At 69.0% G+C, this 23,812-nt stretch carries 34 protein-coding genes; all 34 read right to left on the bottom strand.

Features of this window, described 5'->3' with window-relative positions; genetic code table 11:
• Positions 1–5 precede the first annotated feature (5 nt).
• The gene (locus CG740_RS37370; protein WP_100579779.1) at positions 6–2,861 is read right to left on the bottom strand and encodes a hypothetical protein; all 2,856 of its coding nucleotides are present in this window, start codon (positions 2,859–2,861) and stop codon (positions 6–8) included.
• A 2-nt stretch (positions 2,862–2,863) separates the two neighbouring features.
• A complete protein-coding gene (locus CG740_RS37365; protein WP_100579778.1) occupies positions 2,864–5,449 on the bottom strand; it encodes a phage tail tape measure protein in 2,586 nt (861 codons plus the stop codon).
• A 34-nt stretch (positions 5,450–5,483) separates the two neighbouring features.
• Complete coding sequence (locus CG740_RS37360) at positions 5,484–5,960, bottom strand: hypothetical protein (RefSeq protein ID WP_100579777.1); 477 nt, start codon at positions 5,958–5,960, stop codon at positions 5,484–5,486.
• Positions 5,953–6,078, bottom strand: a complete 126-nt coding sequence (locus tag CG740_RS41680; RefSeq protein ID WP_267895445.1) for a hypothetical protein — start codon at positions 6,076–6,078, stop codon at positions 5,953–5,955. Before CG740_RS41680 ends, CG740_RS37360 begins: the two co-directional genes overlap by 8 nt.
• Positions 6,079–6,158: 80 nt before the next feature.
• Complete coding sequence (locus tag CG740_RS37350; protein ID WP_100579775.1) at positions 6,159–6,614, bottom strand: hypothetical protein; 456 nt, start codon at positions 6,612–6,614, stop codon at positions 6,159–6,161.
• Entirely contained in the window at positions 6,611–7,576 is a 966-nt protein-coding gene (locus CG740_RS37345; RefSeq protein ID WP_100579774.1) for a phage tail tube protein, read from the bottom strand. Before CG740_RS37345 ends, CG740_RS37350 begins: the two co-directional genes overlap by 4 nt.
• Positions 7,576–7,743, bottom strand: coding sequence for a hypothetical protein (locus CG740_RS40090; protein WP_159030536.1), 168 nt, complete (start codon positions 7,741–7,743; stop codon positions 7,576–7,578). Before CG740_RS40090 ends, CG740_RS37345 begins: the two co-directional genes overlap by 1 nt.
• A gap of 9 nt (positions 7,744–7,752) precedes the next feature.
• On the bottom strand, positions 7,753–8,220 hold the full coding sequence (locus tag CG740_RS37340; RefSeq protein WP_100579773.1) for a hypothetical protein: 468 nt from the start codon (positions 8,218–8,220) through the stop codon (positions 7,753–7,755).
• Entirely contained in the window at positions 8,217–9,104 is an 888-nt protein-coding gene (locus CG740_RS37335) for a phage gp6-like head-tail connector protein (RefSeq protein ID WP_100579772.1), read from the bottom strand. Before CG740_RS37335 ends, CG740_RS37340 begins: the two co-directional genes overlap by 4 nt.
• 13 nt (positions 9,105–9,117) lie before the next feature.
• The gene (locus tag CG740_RS37330; protein WP_100579771.1) at positions 9,118–9,687 is read right to left on the bottom strand and encodes a hypothetical protein; all 570 of its coding nucleotides are present in this window, start codon (positions 9,685–9,687) and stop codon (positions 9,118–9,120) included.
• On the bottom strand, positions 9,687–10,040 hold the full coding sequence (locus CG740_RS37325; RefSeq protein ID WP_100579770.1) for a hypothetical protein: 354 nt from the start codon (positions 10,038–10,040) through the stop codon (positions 9,687–9,689). Before CG740_RS37325 ends, CG740_RS37330 begins: the two co-directional genes overlap by 1 nt.
• A gap of 68 nt (positions 10,041–10,108) precedes the next feature.
• On the bottom strand, positions 10,109–11,548 hold the full coding sequence (locus CG740_RS37320) for a phage major capsid protein (protein WP_100579769.1): 1,440 nt from the start codon (positions 11,546–11,548) through the stop codon (positions 10,109–10,111).
• A 136-nt stretch (positions 11,549–11,684) separates the two neighbouring features.
• Complete coding sequence (locus CG740_RS37315) at positions 11,685–12,380, bottom strand: HK97 family phage prohead protease (RefSeq protein WP_159030535.1); 696 nt, start codon at positions 12,378–12,380, stop codon at positions 11,685–11,687.
• A complete protein-coding gene (locus CG740_RS37310) occupies positions 12,380–13,516 on the bottom strand; it encodes a phage portal protein (RefSeq protein ID WP_234376732.1) in 1,137 nt (378 codons plus the stop codon). The genes CG740_RS37315 and CG740_RS37310 overlap by 1 nt, the downstream gene beginning before the upstream one ends.
• A gap of 55 nt (positions 13,517–13,571) precedes the next feature.
• Positions 13,572–13,766, bottom strand: a complete 195-nt coding sequence (locus tag CG740_RS37305; RefSeq protein WP_100579767.1) for a hypothetical protein — start codon at positions 13,764–13,766, stop codon at positions 13,572–13,574.
• Positions 13,767–13,774: 8 nt separating this feature from the next.
• Positions 13,775–15,283, bottom strand: coding sequence for a terminase large subunit domain-containing protein (locus CG740_RS37300; RefSeq protein WP_100579766.1), 1,509 nt, complete (start codon positions 15,281–15,283; stop codon positions 13,775–13,777).
• A gap of 16 nt (positions 15,284–15,299) precedes the next feature.
• On the bottom strand, positions 15,300–15,779 hold the full coding sequence (locus CG740_RS37295) for a phage terminase small subunit P27 family (RefSeq protein ID WP_159030534.1): 480 nt from the start codon (positions 15,777–15,779) through the stop codon (positions 15,300–15,302).
• Between the two features lie 587 nt (positions 15,780–16,366).
• Positions 16,367–16,543, bottom strand: a complete 177-nt coding sequence (locus CG740_RS41365; RefSeq protein ID WP_234376720.1) for an HNH endonuclease — start codon at positions 16,541–16,543, stop codon at positions 16,367–16,369.
• A gap of 142 nt (positions 16,544–16,685) precedes the next feature.
• Positions 16,686–17,066 (bottom strand): hypothetical protein, encoded by a 381-nt coding sequence (locus CG740_RS37285; protein ID WP_100579763.1) that lies wholly within the window; start codon positions 17,064–17,066, stop codon positions 16,686–16,688.
• A gap of 138 nt (positions 17,067–17,204) precedes the next feature.
• The gene (locus CG740_RS37280) at positions 17,205–17,384 is read right to left on the bottom strand and encodes a hypothetical protein (RefSeq protein ID WP_100579762.1); all 180 of its coding nucleotides are present in this window, start codon (positions 17,382–17,384) and stop codon (positions 17,205–17,207) included.
• Between the two features lie 174 nt (positions 17,385–17,558).
• Entirely contained in the window at positions 17,559–18,200 is a 642-nt protein-coding gene (locus tag CG740_RS37275) for a hypothetical protein (protein WP_100579761.1), read from the bottom strand.
• 2 nt (positions 18,201–18,202) lie between these two features.
• Positions 18,203–18,502 carry a hypothetical protein gene (locus tag CG740_RS37270; RefSeq protein WP_100579760.1) on the bottom strand — a complete coding sequence of 100 codons (300 nt, stop codon included), beginning with the start codon at positions 18,500–18,502 and terminating at the stop codon, positions 18,203–18,205.
• 9 nt (positions 18,503–18,511) lie between these two features.
• Positions 18,512–18,676 carry a hypothetical protein gene (locus tag CG740_RS40085; RefSeq protein ID WP_159030533.1) on the bottom strand — a complete coding sequence of 55 codons (165 nt, stop codon included), beginning with the start codon at positions 18,674–18,676 and terminating at the stop codon, positions 18,512–18,514.
• Entirely contained in the window at positions 18,673–20,001 is a 1,329-nt protein-coding gene (locus CG740_RS37265; protein WP_234376719.1) for a hypothetical protein, read from the bottom strand. Before CG740_RS37265 ends, CG740_RS40085 begins: the two co-directional genes overlap by 4 nt.
• A complete protein-coding gene (locus CG740_RS37260) occupies positions 19,998–20,606 on the bottom strand; it encodes a DUF6907 domain-containing protein (RefSeq protein WP_100579759.1) in 609 nt (202 codons plus the stop codon). Before CG740_RS37260 ends, CG740_RS37265 begins: the two co-directional genes overlap by 4 nt.
• Entirely contained in the window at positions 20,603–20,908 is a 306-nt protein-coding gene (locus CG740_RS37255; RefSeq protein ID WP_100579758.1) for a hypothetical protein, read from the bottom strand. Before CG740_RS37255 ends, CG740_RS37260 begins: the two co-directional genes overlap by 4 nt.
• Positions 20,909–21,016: 108 nt before the next feature.
• The gene (locus CG740_RS37250; protein ID WP_234376718.1) at positions 21,017–21,196 is read right to left on the bottom strand and encodes a hypothetical protein; all 180 of its coding nucleotides are present in this window, start codon (positions 21,194–21,196) and stop codon (positions 21,017–21,019) included.
• 118 nt (positions 21,197–21,314) lie between these two features.
• Positions 21,315–21,506 carry a hypothetical protein gene (locus CG740_RS37245; protein WP_100579756.1) on the bottom strand — a complete coding sequence of 64 codons (192 nt, stop codon included), beginning with the start codon at positions 21,504–21,506 and terminating at the stop codon, positions 21,315–21,317.
• Positions 21,488–22,162, bottom strand: a complete 675-nt coding sequence (locus tag CG740_RS37240; protein WP_234376717.1) for a hypothetical protein — start codon at positions 22,160–22,162, stop codon at positions 21,488–21,490. Before CG740_RS37240 ends, CG740_RS37245 begins: the two co-directional genes overlap by 19 nt.
• Positions 22,159–22,365, bottom strand: a complete 207-nt coding sequence (locus CG740_RS37235) for a hypothetical protein (protein WP_100579755.1) — start codon at positions 22,363–22,365, stop codon at positions 22,159–22,161. Before CG740_RS37235 ends, CG740_RS37240 begins: the two co-directional genes overlap by 4 nt.
• A gap of 12 nt (positions 22,366–22,377) precedes the next feature.
• Positions 22,378–22,860 carry a single-stranded DNA-binding protein gene (locus tag CG740_RS37230; protein ID WP_100579754.1) on the bottom strand — a complete coding sequence of 161 codons (483 nt, stop codon included), beginning with the start codon at positions 22,858–22,860 and terminating at the stop codon, positions 22,378–22,380.
• A 161-nt stretch (positions 22,861–23,021) separates the two neighbouring features.
• Entirely contained in the window at positions 23,022–23,243 is a 222-nt protein-coding gene (locus CG740_RS37225; protein WP_100579753.1) for a hypothetical protein, read from the bottom strand.
• Complete coding sequence (locus tag CG740_RS37220; RefSeq protein WP_100579752.1) at positions 23,240–23,500, bottom strand: hypothetical protein; 261 nt, start codon at positions 23,498–23,500, stop codon at positions 23,240–23,242. The genes CG740_RS37225 and CG740_RS37220 overlap by 4 nt, the downstream gene beginning before the upstream one ends.
• On the bottom strand, positions 23,497–23,760 hold the full coding sequence (locus CG740_RS37215; RefSeq protein ID WP_100579751.1) for a hypothetical protein: 264 nt from the start codon (positions 23,758–23,760) through the stop codon (positions 23,497–23,499). Before CG740_RS37215 ends, CG740_RS37220 begins: the two co-directional genes overlap by 4 nt.
• Positions 23,761–23,812 lie beyond the last annotated feature (52 nt).

The raw sequence follows: 23,812 nt of genomic DNA, 5'->3' as shown, positions 1-23,812 counted from the left end.
TCCGATCAGTAGGCGAACGCGACGCTGTCGAACTTGGCGACGGCGTCCCAGGTGGTGGGGTCGGTGGTCCCGGCCGGAAGGGCCTCGTTGATGAGGTCTCCGGCGGTGTGGGCTTTGGTGGTGGCCGCGGTGAGGGTGAGGACGGCGCTGGTCCAGCCCGTCGAGGTCGCGCCCACGGACAAGACGGTGACGGTCTCCTGGTTGGCGGTGTTCTGGCCGAGGACGATCTGCGTCCCCGCGGCCAGCTGGGCGGCCAAGGGGTTCGTGTTGTCCGCCGAGTTGTTGATCGTGATCGAGGTGACGCCAGAGGCAACGGTGGTCTTCAGCGTCGTGTGCCAGGCCGCGAGGATGCCGTAGGGCGTGAGGTCGGCAGGGCTGCACTGGAGCGTGCACCAGGCGTCGTTCTGGTCGCTCAGGTCATACTGGATCGACTCGACAAAGCAGTCGATGGTGATGGCGGGTGCGCCGAACGGCCGCTTCATGACCCTGACCCGGGTGCCGAGTTCCAGGCCGAGCAGCACCGGCCACAGCGCCGGGTAGGCGCTCGGGTGGAGTTTGAGCGCGGCAACGCGATACGCGGGCTGCTTGTACCGCGACACCAGATACGACGCCGCGTCCTGGCACTCCTGCGGCGACGTCGAGTTGACGGTCCGCGTCATCGTGCGCGGCCCGTAGGCCGCGACCGACGTCGAGTCCTGCGCGGTGAATTTCGAGGCGGGCGAGACCTGGCTGACGGTGGCGACGTTCGCGAGGTGCGTCGTGTCGTAGTCCGGGTCGATGCTCTCGTAGGGGAACTCTCCGCCTGCGACGTTCTCGCCGAACGTGTAGATGGGCACGGTGGCGTTGTAGCGGTCGCCGCGCGACCGGAAGTTGAGCCAGCCGGCCGCGTCAACGAAGTGCGATCCGCCCTCGGTGTCCACTACGGCTTGGAGCGCCGTGAAAGCGTCTTGGCCCGCGAAGTCGGCCGGCCCCATTGACCGGGTCAGGCCGGGCTGGATGATCCAGCCGACCTCGTTGCTCGCGTAGCTCAGGATGCGGAGATACCGGGCATTGGTCGACTCGCCCGTGAACGAGTTCTTCCAGGCCGCGTAGATCGCGTCGGTGTTCGGGTTGAACAGGTAGGTAGTGAACTCCGCCGCGAAGGCGAGGTCGCCCTGCCAGTTGTTTCCTGCCGCGCCGCCGAGGCCGACGTCGTACCAGGCGCCAACCGAGTCGGAGACCAGACCAGTCGGTGTAATCGCCGAAGTGAAGCCGGTGAAGAACCAGTTGGCGCCGTCGAGGGACGTGCGCATCTCACCGGTGGATTCGTTCCAACCGAAGATCGCAAGGTGCCAGTTGCCGTCGACGACGTTAGGGAAGCTGCCGTTGTTGGCGGTGAAGGTGACGCTCCCGTAGGAGCCTCCCGGGCCGCCGATGGTCAGGTGCAGATGACTGTCCGTGGAGATGAACAGGAAGACCCTGCTTCCCGTAGCGACCGTGCCGGTCGCCGCGTGCTGCCGGTCCATGGACGACCAGATGCACGCGGCATCCGTAGGGGTGGGCCCGGTGTACCGGAACGCGATCGCGCGTGTCCACGAGGCCGGATTGGTCGGTCCGACGATCCCGGCGGTCGGCAGGCTGATCACGCTGGACGCGAACCCTGCGCCCTGCCCCGGGTGCGGGTTAGCGAAAGTGGTGACCGTGCCCGAGCTGCCCGTGAACACGCCGTTGACCGGGTCGGTCGCCGTAATCTGCGTGCCCGGCGAGATGGAGCCCGCGCCATTCTTCGAGTTGATGATGCCGACGACGCCGTTGTTGCCCGTCGCGTCGGCGAACTGCGTGGCGCCCGAACCCTCGTCGAGCCGGTACACGAAGCGGGCGCCGGCCGCCGTCAGCGCCTCGGTCAGGGGATTGTCGAGGATGTACTGCGACAACAGCGAGAGGGCATCCACCGAGTTGGGCGTGACCGTCGAGTACTGGTTGCCGGAGAACGCGGGCTTCCACTGGTTGGTGTACCCGAGGTACATCGGGTACCAGACGCCAGGCTGCGCCCACGCCGATGCTGAACTGCCCTTCTCCAGCTGCCAGGCGTCGACCTGGATCGTGCAGGCCGCGCCCGCGGTCGCCGCGACCGCCACGCCGATGTTCATGCCCAGCGCGCCGGCCGGGCAGGTTGCGGTCGCGGTGATCTGCGTCCATGCCGCGGTGGCCGAGCCGGTGAGCGTGACGGCCGAGCCGTAGGCGAATGTGGTGGTCGAGGCGAGCGGTGTCAGGTACCAGCCCTGACTGCCCTTGACCTGGAGCGTCGTGCCGGGCGTGATGTTCCGGATGCGCATTTGCACGGTGTACGTCTGGCCGGGCTGTGCCGCGGTCTCCGGGGTGTAGCAGATCCGTGCGTTCGTGGCTGAGCCGCTTGGCACGGAGAACTGCAAGACGTTGGCGCCCTGGAAGGCCGTGGCAGAGGCGGCGACGATGCCGGAGCTTGAGGGGTCGGTGTCGCTGAAGATGTCCGCGCCCAGGACGCTGGCGCCAACGGCGTAGCCGCCGAGGTCTCCGCCCGTCGCCATGATCTGCGACAACAGGTTGATGGACGGCGGCCACATCGCGCGGCGGCGCACCGGCTGGAACGGCGCGATCTTCCCGTAGAACGGACTCGCCGAGTTCGCCGGGTCGAGGGTGCCGGTCGGGTTGGACAGGACGGTGGAGGCGGTGCCGGGCTGGATCTGGTCCAGCTCGTACTGCCGCCCCCGCTTACTGTCGCTTTTGCTGGTGGTGGTGGGCGTGACCTCGACGAACCGGTCCACCGGGGTCAAGGCCGTGGTGGCGTTCCAGTACGGCCCCCACGCCTCCTCGATCACGGGCCAGTTCTGGTTGAGGGCCACGGTCACCTCCGGAAGGGCTGGTAGGTCTGCGCCTGAATGGATCCGCGCTGGAGGAACTGCCGCTGGAGTTCGTCCTGGAGATCCTTGTCGGTGAGGATCGAGCCCTGGACGTGCAGGTGCACGGTCACCGTGCCCCCGCCCGGCGCGGGCCCGAAGCCGCCGCCCGCGCCCGCCATCGCCAGAGAGGGCATGCCCACGCGCTGGCTTGCGAGCGTTCCGGACATGCCGACGACCGAGCGCACAGCAAGATGCGTGTTGTCCACAACGCCCTTGGCGATACCTTCGGGGATCGCCGCGCCGACATGGTCCGCGAACACCCGGCTTGGCGAGTTGATGCCGAGGAAGCTCTTGGCGGAGCTGAGGGCGTCCCCGGCGAGGTTCTTCAGCTTGTCGAGGAGCCCGCCGCCCGCGTTCTCTACGCCCTGGATGATGCCGTGGACGATGTCCGAGCCGATGGACAGAAACCAACTGCCCACGCCCTTGACGGCGTTCCAGGCGGAGCGGAGCCCGTTGGAGATAGCCGAGGCGATGCGGCTGACCACGCTCATGATGGTGGAGAGTGCGCCCTGAATCGGTGTGATCATGCTGGACTTGATCGCGTTCCACAGAACCGAGGCGACGGCCTTGATCGCTGTCCACTTCTGGCTGAGGTAGATCCCCAACGCTGTCCAAATGATCTTTACATCGGTCCAGACCTCCGTGATCGGATCAATGATCACGGCGTGGATGACCGACCAGACGGCGGAGGCGACGGCCTTGATTCCATTCCAGACCGTCGTGAAGAACGCGGAGACCGCGTTCCAGACCGAGATGGCCGTGCCGATGATCTGCGTGTGGAAATGGTTCCAGATCGCGACGAGCAGCGCGACAAACGGCATGAAGATCACGAACAAGAGTGGCCACCACTTGCGGAAGAATCCGGAGATCGCGTTCCATACCGTTTGCGTGATCCCCCACAGGAAGTTCCATCCCGCGACCAGCGGATCGACAACGCGGTGCCACGCCGACATGAAGAACCCCGCGATGGCGTTCCAGACGCTCATCACCATGCCGGTGATGCCGTGCCAGATCGACGTCGCCGTGCTCGCGATCGACTGCCAGACCGACGTCAGGGCATGCCCGACGGTCTCCGCGACGGACTTGATGACGTTCCACACCTGGCGCCAGTGGGTGGCGAGCAGGACGATCACGATGATGATGCCCGTGATCAGGGCGACCATCGGGAGTGCTTCGAGGACGGCGGCGGAGGTGATGAATCCGTACAGGGCCACGGTCGCCGCGACGATCGAGGCGACCAGGATCCCGCCGATCAGCCCGGCCGCGATCTTCGCCGCGAGGGAGTGCTTGGCCAGCCAGGCGGCGCCCGTCGCCAGTAGCCCGATGAGGGTCTGCACGTAGGGCATGAGGACTTGGCCGATCTGGATGCCCATGGCCTCCATGGAGGCCTTGCCCTCGGCGATCTTCTGGTTGAAGTTCTTCTGGACGTCGGCCCAGCCCTCGACGCTCTTGCCGCCGGCTTTGACGTGCTCGTCGACGCCCTTGATGTTCGCCTGGAACGTGGCCATGTGCGGCCCGGTCAGCTGAAGGGCGCCCATCATCGACTTGGTGCCGCCGACCATGGTGGCCAACGCGCCGATGTAGGTCTTCTGGGAGCCGCCGAGCTTGTTGAGCTGGCCCTCGAAGTCCTTGCTGTTCGAGCTGGCCTTCTGCAACGTGTCGATCAGGACGGTGCCGCTCGGGCCCATCTTGTTCTTGATCGCGTCGGTCAGCGTCGTCAGAGTCGCCGCGAGGCCCTGGGAGCCCAGCTCCTTCTCGACGTCGATGGCGTTGAGGCCGAGCCCCTTCATCGTTGTCGCCGCTTTCGGCAGGACGTTGGAGAGCTGGCCGATCGTCTGCCGCAGGTACGTCGCGGCGACCGCGGCCGGAGTGCCCTGGGCGGTCATGGTGGCCATCGCGCCCATGACCTCGTTCAGGCGCACCCCGGCCGCCGCGGCGACGGGCAGGATCGACGACATCGACCCGGCGAGGGCTTCGAGGTTGGTCTTGCCCTCGGCCTCCGTCGCGATCAGGGAGTTCATCGCGGTGGTGGCGTCACCGGAGCTCATCTTGTACGCGTTCATCGCGGTGGTGACCGCGTCCGTGGTGGTGTGCAGGTCGGCCGCGCCGACCTTGGCGCCCTCGGCGGAGACTTGGAGCACCTTCAGGGCGTCGGCGCCGTGGTAGCCCGCGGACTCCACCATGTAGAGGCCAGCCGTCAGTTCTGACGTGGACTGCCCGACCTGGCCAGCCATGGCCAGGACGCCGTCGCCGACCATCTTCATGTTGGAGGCGGCTTCGCCCGCACCCGTGCGGACTCGGGTCATCTGGACCTGAAAGTCGCCCGCCATTTCGACGGTCTTCTTCGCGGCCAGCCCGGCGGCCACGCCGAGGCCGAGGAGAGCGGCCTTGCCCATCATTCCGGTCTTGGCGAAAGCGCCGGCACCGGCCGCGTCGACCTCGGCGATCTGGGTTTTGACCCCAGTCGCTGCGGCCTTGACTCCGGCGAAGCTGCCGACGAACTCCACGAACACCGGAGGCAGTGCGCCCACGGGATCACCTCCCGTGGTCAGTGCTGCTCTTCGGTTAGCGGATCGCCTTCGCCCAAGCCGCCTGCCAGACCACGGCCATCTTCGGCTCGGCCTTCTTGATGCCGGGCTTCATGTACGGGTACTGGGCTTCAATGACGGTGCGGTAGTTGTTCGTCACGCTGTCTTTGCCGCCGCATCCGACGCCGCCCTTAAAGCCGCCCTCGGGCAGAGGCTTCGGGCGCTTGACGACGCCGACCGCTCCATACAGGCGGCCGGTCAGCTTGCCCGGGCCGCCGCCCTTCGAGACGTGGTGGGGCGTCAGGTGCAGGCTGACGTCCGGGCCAGTGCGTTTCGACTTGCCGCGGTGATCCCATCTCGGCCGGCCGCGCATGGCCGACTTCACGGCCGCCTTCGCAGCCGTCTGCGAGGCCTTCAGGGCCTTCAGAGTCGCCACGTTGATACGGGCGTCCATCGCGGTCAGGGCCGCCTCGCAGTCCTTCGCCCCGCGTACAACGATGCCCAGCTCACCCATTGGCCGCCCGCCTCTCTTGATCCGCGCGCAGCCTGGCGACGGTGTGGTCCACGGCGAGCAGCCAGTCGAGTTGGACCGCCGACTGGTCGTCGAGGTCGTTCGGCGTGCAGTGGAGCATCGTGCACAGTTGCCATGTGCGGTACTCCTCGGCAGGAAGATCTACCGGGTCGTACTCGAACGCCCCCTCCAGCTGGCCCCTCAGACGCTGGAGGGCTCGGTAGGGGACGCCGGGTCGGGGTCGGGGTCGAAGTTCGGGTTGAGGGCGCCCTGGTACGGAGAGACGGCCTTACGCAGCGCGTCCAGGGCCGGGGCGGGCAGATCCAGCACCAGATCGGCTTCGACGGGGAAGTCCCACGACCAGCCGCGCACGGCAGCGACCACCAACTGGTCCTGGAGCTCTTCGAGGACGTCGAACGCATCGCCCATGGCTGCCGCGATCTTCAGTTCCTCCTCGGGCGTGAGCTCGGAGCCGTCGGCGCTGGACTCCTTGGCCTCGGCGATCGCAGCCATGAACGTCGGGTAGCTGCTGAGCTTGGCCGAGAGCTTCTTGATCGGGCGCCGCATCCGCTCGGTGATGTCGCAGACGGGCCGCAGGTCGGCCCACCCGCCAGGCAGCGGGACGCGGTTGGCCTGCGTGATGTCGAGGTCTGTCACTTGTACGTCCCCGTGGCGAGTGCGTTCTGGAGGGTGACCTTGATCGGCGAGTAGCCGCCGCTGCCGCCGACGTCGGTGGTGTTGGCGACCGCCTCGTAGTTCACGGACAGGGCGATGTAGTCCTTGCCGCGGTCGATCTCGGCGTCGGTGAAAGCACACTTGGTCATGTGGAGCTTCACCTGCACCAACGCGGCCGCCGCGCCCTGGCTGTAGTTGATGTCCAGGGACGGCTGAGAGTTGTTCAGGTAGTTCAGGAGCTGGGTGTCGTCCTCCATGACGAGCGTCAGCTTGCCGTTGACCGAGACCGCGCCCGACCACAGGGCATAGGGCGCCGCCGTGCCGTCCACGGTGTGGATCACGTCGACCGGGCGCTTGATGCTGCACTCGCCGTCGATGAGGATCGTCGAGGCCGAGCCGCCGATCGTGACCGCACCGACCCAGCCGGCAATCGGCGGGACCGCCGTGTACGAAGGGGTCGGCGCCGACGCCGGGGCAGAGCCGAGCGCTACGGCCTTCGCGCTGTAGGTCAGCAGGCCGTCGCCGGAGAACTTCAGGCCCACCTCCGAGATCTTCGCGCCCGCGTACTGGCGGGTGGTGATCGTGTAGTAGTCCGAGAGCGTGTAGGACGGCGGCTGGCCCGTGCCGGTGTTCAGGACGGCCATGGCGTGCGTGTACGGCGCGGAGGCGCCGGTCGTCGTCACGTCGCCGAGGACACCCGCGAGCGGGAAGCCCACGGTGTCGGGGAAGACGTCCCCGTCGAAGTCGTACTCACTGGTGAGCGGGCCGGAGATCTTCCCGTAGGAGTCGACCATCGAGCCGCGCATGCCCGCGTCGTCGAGCAGGGTCTGCTTGTCCTTCGGCTTCATCGACTTCACGGGGATGAAGTTCGTGGCGGCCACGGCCGTGCCGAACGTGGTCTCCTTCGCGATCCCGAGGAAGCTGCGGAATGTGGGCTGGGGCATCACTCACCATCCTTCGTGGCGGGCTTGGCCACGCCCTTGGGCCGGGTCGGCTGCCAGCGGCCGTCTCCGGGGTCTTCGTCGAGGTCGGCCGACAGGCCGGGTACGGCCTCGATGCCGAGGCCCGGGTAGTAGCGGGGTTCCGTGCCCCGGTAGGTGTACGCGGCCACGCCGGCCTCCTAGGTGCGCTGGTAGCAGTGGATTTCGAGGGTGGCCAAGACGTGGCGGCCCTGGTTCTCGCCGTCCCATTCGCCTTCGATCTCGGAGGAGACGGGCCGGGACTCCAGCACCAGGCCGCCGAGGGACGGGTCGGTGCGGACGATCGCGCACACCTGGTCCACGAGGAGCGCCGCGCGCTCGAAGATGGCCTGGGCGTTGTCGTCGCCGCGGAACAGGTCGATGGTGACGGTCACCGTGTACTGCTCTTCGAGCCAGCCCGCCCCGCCAGAGCCGACCAGGCTGTTCGGGTTGATCGTGCGGGCGATCCTGCCGATGGAGACGATGTCGCCGGGCTCGTTCGGGCCCGGGTCGTCGTAGCAGACCAGCAACGACACCCGCTTGTTCAGCGGGTCCGCCGCGAGCTGGGCAGAGCACTGGTCGTGCAGGTAACGGCGCACCGCCGGCGCGCTCGATGAGGGAATGGTCATGCGATGCCAGGCCCCCTTCGGTGCGGCGCCCACAGCTCGATGACCCGCTGGGGAAGGGCGAACCCGGTCGGTACGCCGATGCCGTCGGCGCCGTCGAGAGCGTTCCCGCCGAACCGGGTACGGCCGCCCTGCTGGGTGAGCTGCCACAGGTGCCGGATCAGCTCCAGCGTTCCCAGGCGCACGCTCCACGGCACCGCACCCGAACGCCCCGCCGTGTAGACGACCTTGACGTTCTTGATGCCGTGCGGGAAGCAGACGGCGCCGCCCGTCGCGCGGCGGGTGATCTGCCCGCGAACAAGGTCCACGGTGTAGCCGTAGGCGTCCGTCGAGGTCCCCAGCGGCTGTTCAGTGAGCAGCCAGCTGGAGGCGGCAACGTACTCGGTGACGGACAGGACGGACGCGACGGGCTGCCAGTCGAGGCTGAGCGTTGCCGTGCCGCCGTTGTGCCACTCGGTGTGAGTCTCGGGCAGGACTGGGCCCACCACGTCCCTGGCGAGGTCGGCGGCCGCGAGGATGAACCCTTGCAGCTCGTCGTCCTGGCGGTGGTCGTCCGGGTTCATGTTCAGGTGGGCCTTGACCGACGCGAGGTCGACCAGCTGCTCCACCCCGAGGGGCCGCACGCTGAACTGGCCTTCGTCGACGAAGCCGATGCCAGTCCCGTTGGCGACCCAGCGGTACAGCCACACGCCGGCGGTAGCGGCGGCCGGGACGACCGCCGTGTACACCCCGGAGCCGCCCGCCGCGGTCGCCGGCGTGGTGATGGTCCCGGCGGGATCGGTAACGGTGAGCGTGACGGTCGGCGTCCCAGCCGCTGGGGCGCCGGTGTCGTCGACCACCGTTGTCGTCAGGCCGATGTCCTGACCGGTGTAGTAGATCAACGGCACGGCGCCCCACCCCTCAGGTAGCGACGACGCGCGGCACGAACCCGATCGCGGAGCCGCCCGTGATCGTGGACGGTGCGGTCGCGACGAGTGAGGCCCCGGAGTTCTGTGCCAGCACCATGTCGCTCGCGACGAACCCGGATACGGCGCCCAGGATCGTGCCGGCGCCGAGGAGGCTCGGTGTGGTGCCCGCCTTGACCATGACGGCCGCCGAATACAGCCCCGAGCGGGGGATGTTGACGGGGCTGGACAAGGCGAGCGTCTTGGCGGTGTTCGCCGCCCACGCCCCGGTGGTCTGGTCTGCGGACTGCGCAAGCAGGACCGGCGTCGCGTCGTCGCTGTACAGGGCGAACCACCAGTTCGTGGGTGTTGCCGCCGCCGTCGCCCCGGACTTGAACGTGAGGTTCGTGACCAGGTCGCCGGCCTGGAGGTAGACCAGGGTGGACTGCATGACCTGCGTGGTCAGTGCCGCGAAGTCGGAGACGACCAGGGCCCGTTCCAGGTTGGTGCGGTAGGTCCCGGACGGCTGACCTGCGGCCATCCACTGGGGATTCTTGGCCGGGTAGCGGCCGTTGGTCAGCGGCATCAGGAACCGCCCCCCTCGGTGTTCTCGGGGGCCTTGGGGGCCACGGCGTTGCGCTTTCCGCCCGAGCCTGCGCGCCTGCGGGTCTCGGCCGGCTCCGGGGCGTCCTCGCCGAGGGATGCGCGGATGCGGCGCGCCTCCACGGCAGCCTCGGCGGCCGGAACGTCCTGCCCGCTTTCGCCCAGGACCCTTGCCCGCTCTTCGAGCCCCTCGGCCTCGGCGGACAGCTCGCCGCGCACGCGGTCGATCTGCTCCTGAACCTCGTCGGTCTTCTTACGCCGCGACTCGCGCGGCCCGTTCTCACACACGGCCAGCTCCACCCGGAGACCGGCCAGTTCAGCGACACGATCGTGCATCGCGGTACTCCTGTCAGGGAAGGCCCGGGGCGCCACACCCTCGGGTGGCGCCCCGGGGGCTCAAGAGGTCAGAATCCGGACGGGGCGACCAGGCCGGTGCCGGAGATGACCGAGATCGCCTCTGGACGCCGGTCGGGCATAAACGCCGCGTAGTTGTACACCTGGAGCCGGACCTGGAGCGTCCCGGACAGCACTTCGGTGAGGGCGCGGGTCCGCATGGACCCCTCCCACAGGAACAGGTCCGAGGTGCGGGCCGCGATGATGCGCTCCTCGTTGGTTCCGGCGCCGAGGTTGTTGGGGATGTTGCCGTCCGCCATCAGCGGGAAGTTCAGCATCCTGCCGACGGGGCCCTCGACTTCGCCGCCCGTCTGAAGTGCCAGCGGATTGAAGGGCGCCTGCGTCTCCGGGAGGATGAACGGCCGGTTCTGCGAGTCGAGCTGGGAGGCCATCCAGAACCAGCGCGCCGGGGTCAGGAACACCGCGGTGGGCATCGCCTTGCGCTTGCTGGCGATCTGAGAGAGTGCCTGCATGGCCGGGGCGTACAGCTCGGGGAGCGTCGGGGACGCGTCGGTGTACGTGATCGCATTGATCCCGGACACGTTGAGAACGCCCTTGAGCTGGCCAGACGTTCCAGAGCCGTTGATGCACTGGTAGTCGAGCAGACGGTTGTAGTCGGCGATCAGGTCGGCGAAGACGATCTCGTCGAACCCTACGGGAGACTGGTCCAGGAGCTGGATGGCGATGTCCTGCGAGCCGGCGAGGGTGCGCACCGGCGCGGACACGAACGTATCGGTCATGTCCTGGCTGATCACGGCAGCCGCGTCCGCAGTCTGCACGCCGACCGCGGCGCCGGTGGCGACCTTCGGGATGTTGATGCTGTCGGTGCCGGATGGGAGCGTCATGTTGCGGACGCTGTTTGCGAAGGTCCGGCCGAAACGAGGCAGGTCGATGTAGTCGTCGACCAGCCACAGCGGCGGCACGAAGTAGCCGCCCTGGCCGTCCGTGCGGTTGGGGTTGGTGCGCTTCTCGAACGACGAGCCCTTGTCGATGCCCCGCAGTTCCTGGTCCGCGCGATTGGCGCGCTGCGCCTCACGGCGCGGCATGTCGACCTCCAGCTCGGCCGCGTGCCGGCGAATGCGGTCGTGGGCGGCTTCGACGCCGCCGTCGCCGTCGCCGCGCTTCATCTCGACGCGGGCCAGGTCGAGGAAGTACGAGTGACGCAGGCCGCGCTGGTAGGTGCGCGGCTCGGATCGGACACCCTCGCCGGGCGCCGGCGCCTTGTACCGCTTGGCGACCTCGGCCGCCGCAGCATCCCGGGTCAGCTGCTCGTCGAGTTCCTTGACGCGGTCGTCGATCTCGCGGATCTCCTTCTCGATCGCGTCGAACTTGCCGCGCTCCTCGTCATTCAGGTCGCGGTTCTCGGCGGTCGGGGTCTCAAGCAGTGCGTCGAGTTCGGTCTTGCGCTCGGCACGCCGCTTGATGAGGCCGTCAATGAGGGCCTTGGACATGGCGGTTCCCTTCTGGGAGTGGGTGGTGGCGTGCCCGTGTCGGGTGGTGGCCTGGGTGCGGCTCAGGTGGTGCCCCTGCTGGGGTCCGGCGTGAGCGGCGGCGCGGCTCCGGCGCGGCGTGGGCGGGTGGTGCAGATCAGAGAGCCAGCGCGCGGGCGCGGGCGTCGTACAGGCCGAGGCGGCGGCCGGTGGCCGCGGCAGGGGCCTGGAACTCGTTGGCCAGGCGCTCGAACACGTCGCGCCGCTCGTCGGCGGTCAGCCGATCCAACTGCCCGCTGACGTCACGGGCGTTGAGCTGGGCGCCGGCCGTGTTGGGGTTCGCGCCGAAGTTCACGACGCTGACGTCACCCTTGTGCAGGCGGACTTCGAGGATGTCGCGCTGGTCGAAGTCAGGGCTCCACTGCTGGCGGGTCACCCAGAAGCCGAACGACATCTCGTCGACGTCGCCGCGGTCCATCGCAGAGCGCAGCGCCTGGACGTGCGGGGAGGCGGGGTCGAGGTCGGCCTCGGTGTGGAGGCCGGTGCCGTCCTCGGCCAGGCGCAGCGTCCCCGACTTGGTGCGGGCGAGCGTGAGGCCACCGTGGTTGACGAGGAACGGCACGTCGGCGCCCTCGGACAGGGTCTTGGTGAACGCACCCTGGCGGACGACCTCGGTGTAGGCGCCGAGCCAGTCCTCCATCTCGTACCCCTGCTCCGTGACGCAGGCGTACCCGGTGAACGTCAGCGTGTCGCCGCCGGTGCCGTCCGGCTTGGCACGCAGGGCGACGCCCTTGAACGGCACGTTGCGGTGCTCGATGTGGGTGGGCCGCTCGGCCCGGGCGGACAGGTCCATCACGGCTCCTCTTCCGGGGCAGGTGCGGCACCACCGGTGTCCCCGGAGTGCGCGGAGTTCAGTGGGGCGTTCGGGTCGTCGCCACCGGGCACCGGCGGCATGTTCTCCTTCGCGCGGATCTCGTTCTGCGTGAGCAGGCCGGCCGTGCGGGCCTGGACGTATCCGGCGTAGCGGCCGGTCGTGTCCGTGCGCTGCAACTCCGTCGTGTCGAACCGGGCGCGCTGGGTGCGCGGCAGCATCGCCGACCAGGCGTCCTCGAAGATGCCGACCCAGTCCGCGAGCGTGTACGTCAGGAACCCGATCGACTGCTGCTCAATGCCGGTGCCCCACGACGTGGTGCGGTCGACCTGGCCGAGCATGTGCGGCGGCACCCCGTACAGCATCGCGATGTCCAGGTTCTGCGCGGCCCGCGTCCCCAGGAACTGCGCATCCTCGGGTGTGACCGAGATCGACTTCCAGTCGGCGCCGCCGGACAGGACACCGATCGCGTGCGCGTTGCTCAGCCCGGAATGCGAGGCCTCGAACGCTTCCTTCATCTGCCGGGCCTTGCCCTTGTCGAGATCCCCGGGCACGGTGATCACGCCGGACATGTGGGCGCCTTGCCCGAAGAATCCGGCGCCGAACTTCTCGGCGGCCAGCCCAAGTCCGATGGACTGGCGGGCGTAGGCGATCGGCGACATGCCTGTGGGCGAACCGGGCATGCACATCGCGGTCAGATGGATCATGTCTTCGGTCGGGACGGGCTTCCGGTCCACCTCATAAGTCCGGCCGCCCTCGTCGTCGAGTTCGACATTGACGCGGTCCGGGTGGATCACCTGGGCCCGTGTGGGGCGCGCGAGGTAGTCCCGGGCCGTGACCATGCCGTACCCGTCGCCTCGCAGGAGCAGAGACGTGGCGATCTGCTTGATCCCGACGCGCCGGGACGGGAAGCGTGCGCCGCCACCCTCCCCGCCGAAAGGGTCGGCCACGATGACTGGCTGGGGGGACGCGGGGACCTGGATGCCACCCCTGTCGGTCATCGCAGACAGCGGCAGACTCGCCAGCGTGGTGGAGATGATCCGCACGCACGCCCATACCGCGGTCAGCTGCATCGCCGTCTGCTCGTTGACCGCCATCCCCGAGGCCGTCGGGGCCATCAAGCTGCCATTCGTAGGGATCGAGGAGTCCCCGAACGGGCGGAAGACGCGCTGTTCAGCTGCTCTGCGCAGGAGGCTCACGGTCCACCACCCATCCGACGAGCAGCAGAGACAGGCCGAGAACGGCCATGCCGGCGACCGGGTGCAGCCACCACGCCGCCGTGTCGAGGCAGCCGAGGCCCGCAAGGTCGACGAGATCGGACAGCGGCCGGCGGGGGATGCGCGGGCGCGTCCACTTGGGCAGTCGCACGGCGCCCCCTACAGGTCGGCCCAGCTGAAGAACTGGGGCTCAGGCTCTGGGTCGGGCTCGGTGCAGGCGCGTTCGAGCGCCATGACCGCGCTGACCGCGAGGTCGATCTTTCGGGGCGAGGCCTTGGCGTCTTTCGACAGTCGTGAGCCGCGGGCATCGGTCTTGACGACGCAGTTCGCAAGGTGCCGGGCGAGCCTCGGATCCCCGGAATGCGTGAGTGTCCGGTTCATGACCGCCTCGAAGAACCGCGTCGTCGCCGGAATCATCCGGGCCGGTGATTGCGGGAACTCCACGACCGGCAGGCCCTCGTCTTCGAGCACCTGGTAGGTGCGGCCCCACCGGTACGGGTCGCAGACGATCTCCCGAACGTTCCAGCGCCGGCAGGCCGCCCGGATCGCCGCCTCGACGTCCACGATGGGCACCGTCCAGTCGTTTCCCGCCGTCGACGGGCGCTCCCAGGCCTCCACCACGTCCACGTGGGGCAGTTCATCGCCCGACGGACAGGACACGACCACCAGGGCCGTACTGTCGTTGTTGAACGAGCCGTCGAAGCCGAGCGCAACCTCTGCGCCATCCGGCACGCCGCCGGTGCCCGCGCAGGCGTCCCAGGCGCCGGCCGGAAGCCACGCGGCGGCCGTGTTCACCCATTGGTTCAGGCGCTTGGTGCGGAACTCGGCCTCTGGTGTGCGGCGGATCGAGGACTGGAAGTCCTCCACCGACACAATGTCGCCCAGCCCCGGGTTGGCCAGGTGCCAGGTCCGCTCGTCGCGGTGATCGGCGCCTTCCGGAGCGCCCCACCAGGCGAAGTAGAACGCCGGGTCCTCGAACTCGCCCCGGGTGACCTGACATCCGTACTGGTACATCGAGTAGCAGAGACTGTCCCTGCCCGTCGTGTCCGACTTGACGCCGGCCGTGGTGATGCCGACCATCAGCGGCTCGACACGAGCCCCCGATGCCAGGGAGAGCGTGTCCCACAGTTCGCGGTTCGGCTGGGCATGGACCTCGTCGGCCACCGTCAGATGCGGGTTGAGGCCCTCCTTCGTGAACGCCTCGCTCGACAGGACCCGGTACACCGACCCCGTCGACGGCATCTCGATCGCGTCCCGGTAGGTCTTGAAGTAGTTCGCGAACTCCGGCTCCAGATCGATCATCTTCTTCGCCGTACCGAAGACGATCCGCGCCTGCTCCTTGTCCGCAGCGATCGAGTACACCTCGCCGCCCGCAGGACCGAAGGCCAGCCCGTACAGCGCGATACCCGCGCCCAACGCGGACTTGCCCTGCTTGCGGGGCATGCCGATGAGCGCCTGGCGGTGCTTGAGCCGCCCGTCCGCACGCCGGGCAAGCAGACCGCCCACCAGGTCGACCTGCCAGGGACGCAGTTTGAGCAGCGACCCGGACGGCCCGCCGATCGAATCCTTCGTGACTCGCAGCAGACGCTCGGCGAAGGTGACGAAGTCCGGGCCGTCGCCCCGCTCGACGTCTTCGCGGTCAACGGGGGTCAGCCACAGGGGATCCATGCCGGCCCCCGCTCCGCTAGCTGCTCCTCTGCGCCTTGCGCGAGAGCATCTCCTCGAACGCCGTCTTCGCCTTCACCTCGGCCACCCCGAGCCGGGAACGGTCCGTCGGCGTCATCCCGAGTGCTGCCAGCAGCTTCGCGATCTCCGTTTCCAGCGTGGACAGCATCCCGACCAGCGGATTCGGGTACGCATAGCCCTTGTCCGTGAACAGGACCGGCTCCGTCGACTCCAGCCGGGCCAGAAAGTTCTGTCGGCGGTCGAACTTCTCGCAGACCAGCACCAGCGCAGGCCGGTCGGTCTCCGCCAGCCACTTGCACTCGTCGACGACGAGCCGCCACACCGCGCCGCCGGCCGGGCCGAGGTGCTCCGGCGTGTCGTCAGTAACCGGAGGCAGCGCGACGACATTGGAGGCTTCCGGGAGTGTGCGCTTGCCGGGATTTCCGAGCTTTCGCTTACGTTCCGTAGGCGTTGGCGGCCGACCAGCGGTCACGATCACCACCTCCTGGCGAGACCCCCCGGGTCAAAAATCTGCGGCCATGTCTGGGGGCTGGGGCAGGGGTCCCTTAACGATCTTTCTTTTCAAGATTTCCGTACCCCCGGGTGCGTGCGCGCAGAGCAAGCAACTTCACTGTGTGTGATGGTCGTTGCTTTTCGTGAGGCACCTTGCCTTGGTCTTCTTGCCTCGTCTGCTGTGTGCTGCGGTGTGGTGGTGTGCGCTGGCTACAGGCTGGGGCGTGGGCTGGGGCGGTGGTGCCGCTGGTGGTCAGCGTGGGTACGGCTTGTAGTGCCGCGCGGTCTGGCTCAGCGCCTGGTGCAACTCACGCTCCAGTGCTGCCTCATCCTGCACGTGTACGTGCAGGACTACGGCAGGGGATCTGCGGGTGAGGCGTCGCCACCACGTGGTGCGCGCCCACTCCAGTACGCCGCGCCCTGTCCGATCTGTGCATAGGGAACAGTGACGGGGGGTCGCCCAGGCGCTAGGCATAGGGCCTCCAGGATCTGGCAGGGGGTATGGCTGGCCACCCCTGGAATCTGAGAGGGGGGTCCACTGTGTGGATATCCCTGAGAACTTGGACCGGGGGGTCAGCTGTTGTGCTTGCGGGAGTTGCAGGCCCGGCAGAGCACGGCGACGTTGTCCGGGGTGTTGGTGCCGCCCTTGCTGCGGGGCGTGATGTGGTCGCCAGTGAGGTCCGTACTGGTGTGGGCTGGCACCTGGTAGCCGGGGCACCAGTCGCCGTACACCTGGCGATGGGCAGCCACGGCTTGGCCACGCACCTTGCGCCAGTCCGAGCCGAGCCCGCGCTGCGTGGACGATCCGCGCCTGGCCTCGAAGGCTGCCGCACAGGAATCGCAGCGTGACGGGTTGCGGGTGAGGCGCCGACATTCCAGGCAGGGCCTCGGCCTAGGCATCGGACCAGCCGGGCGGCAACTCGACCGGATCCGGGGCGGGTTCTGGCTGCGGCGCCGGCTCGGGCGTGCAATTGCAGGGTGGCGCGGCGCAGCTCTTTTCGTGTACCAGGGCTGCGGCATCGAGGCTGATCGAGTGGTCGATGCAGGCGTAGATGGTGCGCGCGTTGTCGGACTCGACGGGAAGCGGCCCGAAGTCGGGCGGAGGCTTCTGTGGATCGGCGAGCGCCGTTGCCAGGTCGCGCCGGGCCTGCTCCAGGGCCACGAACGCGTCGAACTCGTCGTCGGTGAGTCTGCGGGTCCAGTGGACGACGGGAGGCGCGCCGCAGCGGATGCAGGCGAGCCCGTTGGCCTGGATGGGCGGCTGCTCGGTCATGGGCTCTCCCGTCGGTCTGTGGCCGGACACGACGAAGACCCCAGCCGGGGGGATTGGCTGGGGTCTTCGTGTGTCCTGGTCAGCGGTGTGTGGACACGCTGAACGTGCCCCCACTGTTACACCCGTTGTTCATGGTGGTCAAGCGGCCTGGCGGTATTGCCGGTTGCGGAGTTCGTCGAGGTCGACGAGGGCTCGGCCTTCGCGGTCGTAGCCGTGGTGGGTGAGGTGGCCGCGGCGGAGCCACTGGCGGATGGTGCCGGGCTTGATCCCGGTTGCCGCAAACGCGGCGTAGGGGTCGACGAGGAGAGGCGCGGTCATGGAACCAGTGTGCGGGCGACAACGGCTGTTGTCGCCTGCCGTAGATCGCTTTCTCAGTGGGTGTGTGCTGGGTACCACCAGCCGCATTTGGAGCAGTAGACAAGATCGGTTGCGGTCTGGATCAGGGCGCAGATGTGGTGTCGCATCGGGTTCTCCGGTGGTCTACAGCCCGGTCTACGGGCGGTCTACAGCCCCTTCTGCGACGTCGTGACCTGCGTCTACATCGCCGGAAGGGGTTGGAGGCGTTTCGGGGGAGAGGAGGGCCTGAAGGTCGGCGGCTTTGATGCCGCTGCGACCGGTGAGCTCGCCAATGCGCAGGCTCTTATGGATGGGGACCTGGCAGTGGACGAGGAGCGCGCGCAGCCGTGCGTCGTCGAGGTGCGCGGCGGCCGGCCGGGACTGGAGGGTCGCGTACAGCTCCCCGAGGTGAATCCCGGGCCGATCCCCAATGAGCGGCAGGAGCGCTTCGAGGAAGCGGCGGCGGAGCTCTTCGGCGGTGGGCGGTACGGGGCGTCCGGCTCGCCAGGCGGCGATGGCGTAGGACCCGGCTGCGGCAGCGAGGAGGGCCGGTTGCTGGTGTCCGGTGCGCCAGGCGAACAGTCCGACGAGGCCGAGGGCTCCGGCGCGTCCGGCGACTTTCAGTTCTCGGCGGTCCTGGCCTTCGGCGGCGACCCAGGCGCGGAGCCGTCGGGTGAGCGCGCGGTTGCCGGTTGCGAGGCGCCGGGGGTGGATGCGCTGGGCGGCCCACCTCGGCCGCCCGTTCCCGAAGTTGGGGACGGGCGGCAGTTCGAGGGTGTCGGCCTCGGGGTCGCTCACGGTCAGGCGTTGCCGGCGAACGTGGCGAGCATGGAGGCGACGTTGCCGAAGATCTGGCCGATCATGCCGCCGATCTGGGTCCCGGACAGGGACAGGCCGAGGCCGAGGCAGACGAAGCCGGGCAGGAGGTTCAGCTTCTTGGTGTCCTTGCCGTGCTTGTGCATGTTCCAGGCCCACAGCCCGAGCACGATGATCAGCAGGACCGAGATGGGGACGGAGCCGCCCTGTCCCGAGGGCGAGTTGGGTGCGGCCATGGTCCGGTTGGTCGCGGTGTCGATGGCGGCGAGCAGGCTGGTCTTCATGAGGGTTCCTCAGTACGAGAGCGCGACGATCGCGGCGACGATGGCGGCCGCGGTGAGCAGGGCGCGGCGCAGGATGCGGTGGGCGGCGCTGTCACGGGGGAGCAGGCGCAGGAGTGCGAGCCCGGACAGTCCGGCGAACAGGCCCCAGTAGCCGAGGCCGTGGAAGGTGATCACGGGTGCGTCTCCTCGTCGAGGAGTGCGCGCATCCGCTGGGCGCGCGGCTGGCCGATGCGCAGCTGCTTCTGCAACACGCGGAGCGGCGCCGTGCGGCCGTGACGGGCTGCGTGGTCCTGGTCGACGCGGCGCGCATCCGGAAGCAGGGCGCGGTCTGCATCCGCATCCGGCTCGTCTGCATCCGGTGCATCTGGCTCGCCCGGATACGCGTCCGGCGACGGCTGTTCGTCTATCCGGGCATGGACCGCGAACAGGGTCTGGTCTGCGGCGGATGCACGCAGGAGCGCGCGCGGATGCGCGGATGCAGAGCTGCGCAGGGCGATGTCGACCTGGGTCGGGGAGACGACCACGCCGTGGTCGCCGAGCAGGGCGCACAGCTCGTCCGGTTGCAGGGCGGGATGCGCCCGGGATGCGGCGAGTACGGCGTCCATCGGCTGCATCTCGCGCAGCTCCCGGTAGGCGATGACCGGCGCCGGCTTCGGCGGCCGGACGGGTTCGCGGATGTCCCACGGCGAGGGCAGGTCGAGGGTGGCGAGTGCAGCCGAGTGCAGCCGGGCCGAGAGGAGTTGCAGGAGTGCGCGCCGCTGTTGCGGATGCGCGCCGACCTGTGCGCGGCCGACCGCTTTGGACAGGCGGCGGGCCAGGCGGGCGTGGCCGCGGTCGGAGGCCTGCATGCCGGCCAGCTGCGCGGCGAGGTCGACGGCGCGGGCTGTCCACCGGTCGCGGGTGATCTGTTCGGCGGTGCGGTCGCGGACGGCCAGGCCGAGCCGGGACAGCAGCCGCTCGCGCAGTTCGCGGGCGACGAGAGCGGCCAGCGACTGGGATCCGGCGCCGGGCTTGGCGTGCCGCAGCTCGATGCCCATGGCGAGGTGCCACAGGAGCGCGGCGAGGATCGGGCCGACGAAGGCGCGGACGGTTCCGCCGATGATCCCGGACTCGGCGAAGGCGGGGATGATCTGGACGCCGGTGATGACCCAGACCAGGGCGCCGGGTACGCCGGGCGCGCCGCTGGTGTTGAGGTTCTGCCGGGCCATGAGCGCGGTGGAGAACAGGGCGCCCTCACCGGCGGCGAACATGACGGCGCGTTCGGCCGTGTCGGTCATGGCGAGGTGATCGGCGGCGAACCGCCAGGAGGTGTCGGCGCTGTAGGCGGTGCAGCCGGCGGCGGCGATCGCGGCGGCGACCACGGCGGCCGGCGGGCGGTCCCAGCCGCGCAGGAGTGCGCGGCCCGCCTGGATGGTGCCCCCGGCGACCGCCAGGGCGGCGGCGCACGCCGCCCCGGCAGGCCAGGGGTGGGCGGATGCCCACGTGTAGTACTGGTTCACCGCGGCTGCTCCTCGGCAACCATGTCGGCGAGCCGGCGGGCGGTGGCCCGGAGTTCGGCGGCGTTCGCGACGAGGCCGTCGGCGATGGCGTCGAGGTCTGCGGGACCTGCGGGGTGGAACATGCCGTTGATCTCAACGTTGGCGAACATCCCCGTACCGGGCGACATGGCCACGAAGGGCCGCTGCTCGAACAGGACGGTCAGATGGTCGACGTCCCCTTCGGGCGTGGGCAGCGTCAGGACGGTCTCGACGCTCTCGTGGGAGATGTCGATGCGCGCGCCGGGTGAGCTGTCGTGGCCGATGCACCAGGCCGGGCAGGTCAGGACCACGGGGCCGTGGTCGGTGGTGTCCAGGGTGATGGTGCGGTCGTCACCGGCGATCAGGCGCGGCGGAGCGACGAACAGGCGCCGTTCGTGCAGCGGCCAGGTTCGGCCGAGGACGTCCTCGTGGTGCGGGTGGTGCAGGGTGTTGTGGATGCACGGGTAGCCGGGCTGGCCGGGCTGCTCGGCGGCGCAGACGACGGGGTCGTGGGCAAGGGCGCCCCAGTGCCAGTCGAGGCGCTCCTGCGGGATCCCGGTGAGGGGCTCGATGTTGTCGCCGCTCACAGTTCCTCACCCCCCGCGATGATCTTGCGGAGGAGGAGGGCGTATTCGCCTCGGGTGATCGGGCGGGTGATGCGCGGCATGAGCGCGATGACGCTGTGCTCGGCCTCTTCGGCGTCCCGGCCGTAGCCGAGGAGTTCGACGGTGTGGGCGAGGGCGCGGGCGAGGCGGGATTCCTCGGTCATCGCGCCGGCGGGCCGGACCTTGGTGAGCCGGTCGGCGATCGCAACGAGGACGGTCCGGACGTTGTCGTCCGTGGTGGGCTGGGCTACGCACGCGGGCGTGCCCGTGGAATGATCGGCCATAGCCGATGCCTCCTGGTCTAGTCAGGAAACGCTCGGTCAGGGGGTCGGGCGACGCGCGCGCCTCTCGGGTGTTCCACCACCCGGGAGAGCTGTCGTCCGGCCCCTGCTCTATTTGGTTGTGCTGGGCTTGCTCGGCCCGTTCTTCTTGATCGCCTTGTCTACGGCGTTCCAGCTGCGGCCGAGGGCTCTTGCGACCTCGGCCACGGAGCCGAGTTCTGCGACTCCTTCGAGCAGGGCTTCCGCTCGGCGTTTGGCGGCCTGCGATACCTGGAGTTGGAGCTGTTCCACCAGCTCTTCCTCTTGCTGTACGCGATCCCGCCAGGGTTTCGCTTCCATCCCCTGAACCGTATCCAACCCTAGGGTTGGAACGCAAGGGGGTCGCAGCTCAACTTCCATAATTTTGCCGCTAGTTCGAGCGATGGCGGGACGGACGGTCGAACGCCCGGTTGAGCGAGGCCTCGGCGGCCTGGACGGTGCGCATCACTTTCGCGGCGTGCCGCACGCAGATCAGCACTTCGCCGTCCGGGTCGATCGCCTCGGCCGTGCACTGCGTGTCGAAGGCCTTCAGGTACCGGCAGGTCACGATGCGCTCGGCCATGCCGCCTCCTTTTCGTGACGGGTTTCGTTCCGCTCGTCGTGGTCGATGAACGCCTTCAGGCCGGGCCAGGTGGCCGGCGGGAACGAGCAGTTGCACCACGGGCAGACGATGACGGTCTCGCCGGGACGGTGCCGCAGGATGGCCCCGCAGATCACACCCGAGGCGTCGATCGCCGGGCAGGCGCCGATGCGCTTCCCGACCTCGGTCGGATCGGTGGGACTGATCACCGAGCGGGCCGAGTTGGCGATCTCGCGGATCTCCTCGGCGAACGCCCCGGCCGTCGGCCAGGCCATGACGATCCACGGCATGTTCGCCAGCAGCCCGGCAACCGCGCGGGCCAGGCGCTGCTCGTGTGTCCCCAGCCTGGCGGGCTCGCTCATCCGCCGGTCCTGGTGCAGGGCGGACAGCCAGTCCTCGGTGACGCCGACCATGCCGCCCGGGCCGCGCATCGTCAGGGGCAGCTCGGCAACGGGCATGGGGGCGTCCACGGCGGCAGACACCCTGCCAACGCGGACCGGGGCGCCGGGGTGGAGGAACGCGGCCAGGCCCTCGTACAGCCTGGGCAGTAGTTCCAGGCGGACGATGGTCGCCTTGGCGCAGCCGGGGCAGAGGTAGCCGCCCATCGCGTCGTGCCGCTCGCACAGGAGACAGATCACCGGGCGCTCCGCATCCAGATGCGCAGGCGTTCCGCTTTGAAGTCGATCAGGAACAGATCGGCGTTCATCTTCTTGAGCTCCCGGTTCGCGACGATCTGATCGCGGCGCCGGGCGCGCTGTCCGGCGATGACGGCCAAGTTGTAGCTGACGAGCGTCAGGGCGGCGCCCAACTCGGCGCCGATGGCCAGGCTGCTGATGTCCATGGTGGTCGCCTCCTAGAAGGGCGGTTCGTCGGAGTAGCCGGAGGCCGGAGCGGCCGCGGCAGGCTGCGCGCTGCCCCATCCGCCAGTGGCAGGCTGTGCGGCCGGGGGAGCGGTACGGGTGCCGCCGGAGGGCGCATTCTTGGTGACCTTGGCGCTGGCGCGCAGCAGGCTCGGGCCGACCTCGTCGACGTCCAGCTCGTACACGGTCCGTTTCACCTGCTCGCGGTCCTCGTAGGACCGCTGCTTGAGGCGGCCTTGGACGATGACGCGCATGCCGCGGGTGAGGGTCTCGGCCGCGTTCTCGGCGGCCTGGCGCCACACCGAGCAGGTCAGGAAGAGGGCGTCGCCGTCCTTCCACTCGTTGGTCTGACGGTCGAAGATGCGCGGGGTGGACGCGATGCGGAACTTGGCGACGGCAGCGCCGGCCGGGGTGAAGCGGAGTTCGGGGTCGTCGACCAGGTTGCCGACGACGGTGATCACGGTCTCGCCTGCCATGGCGGACTCCTTCGGGTGAGCGCTGTGACCGTGACGGTCACAACTACGGGATGCTGGGAGGGAGGCCGGGCCCGATATCCGCGGGCCCGGCCGGTGTCGTGCGGGTCAGAGCAGAGAGCAAGGCCTCCGTAATGGAGGTCATGCCGCCGGGTCTGTGGTGATCACCCGTTCTCCTCGTGGCGGTCGCGGGCGGCCGCCAAGAGCTGGTCGACCGTGGCGTGCGCGGCTGCGGCGCCGATCGGCGCGTGGTCGGCGAGCTTGCGCATGCCGACCGCGTTGACGACGACGTGGGTGCGGCCGAAGGCGTCGGTGATGGTCTTGGTCTCGATACCGAGCTCGGCGCAGATGGCCTTGGCGTCGGCGTCGGTGAAGTCGTTGCTCACCGGGTCTCCTCGGGTGAAGGGACCGTGGGCATGTCCCCACGGTCGGGGTGAACCGTGGGGCGCAGCCCCACGGTTGTGGGCGGCTGGCCCATATCTGCGTCGCCGTCTCGGCTATGCAGGTTGCGGAGCTTGGCGGCGTGCCGGTGGGCGAGGCCGCGCTGGCGGGCGGCGGCGAGGGCGGCCCGGCGGCGCTTGGTCGCCTCGATGCGGGCGCGGGCGGCCTCGACCTTGGCCGCGACTATGTCGTCGACGTTCACAGCGAGCCCGGGGCGTTCAAGCGGTAGACGGTCTCGATGACCTGGTTGAGGCCATGCACCGTCCAGATCTCGCGGTCCAGGACGAAGGCGGCCTGGACCTCCGTGCGCATCTGACCGATGGCGTCGTGGCCGACGACGACCGTGGCCCAGCAGACGACCGGGCATGCGGTCGGGTCGCCGCTGGACGGTGAGGTCACGGTGACGGTCCATCCCGGGTCAGCCGGCGTGGTGTTGAGAACGGATCCGATGGAGTAGGGCATGTGGTTCTCCTTGCTGGCGGTCACTGTCACTGCCAGCACTGCCACCCCTAAA

It is taken from the genome of Streptomyces sp. CB01201 (genome assembly GCF_002803085.1).
Lineage (GTDB): Bacteria > Actinomycetota > Actinomycetes > Streptomycetales > Streptomycetaceae > Streptomyces > Streptomyces hundungensis.
The sequence above is the reverse complement of the archived record's forward strand: the minus strand, read 5'-3'. Positions and strand labels throughout refer to the sequence as shown.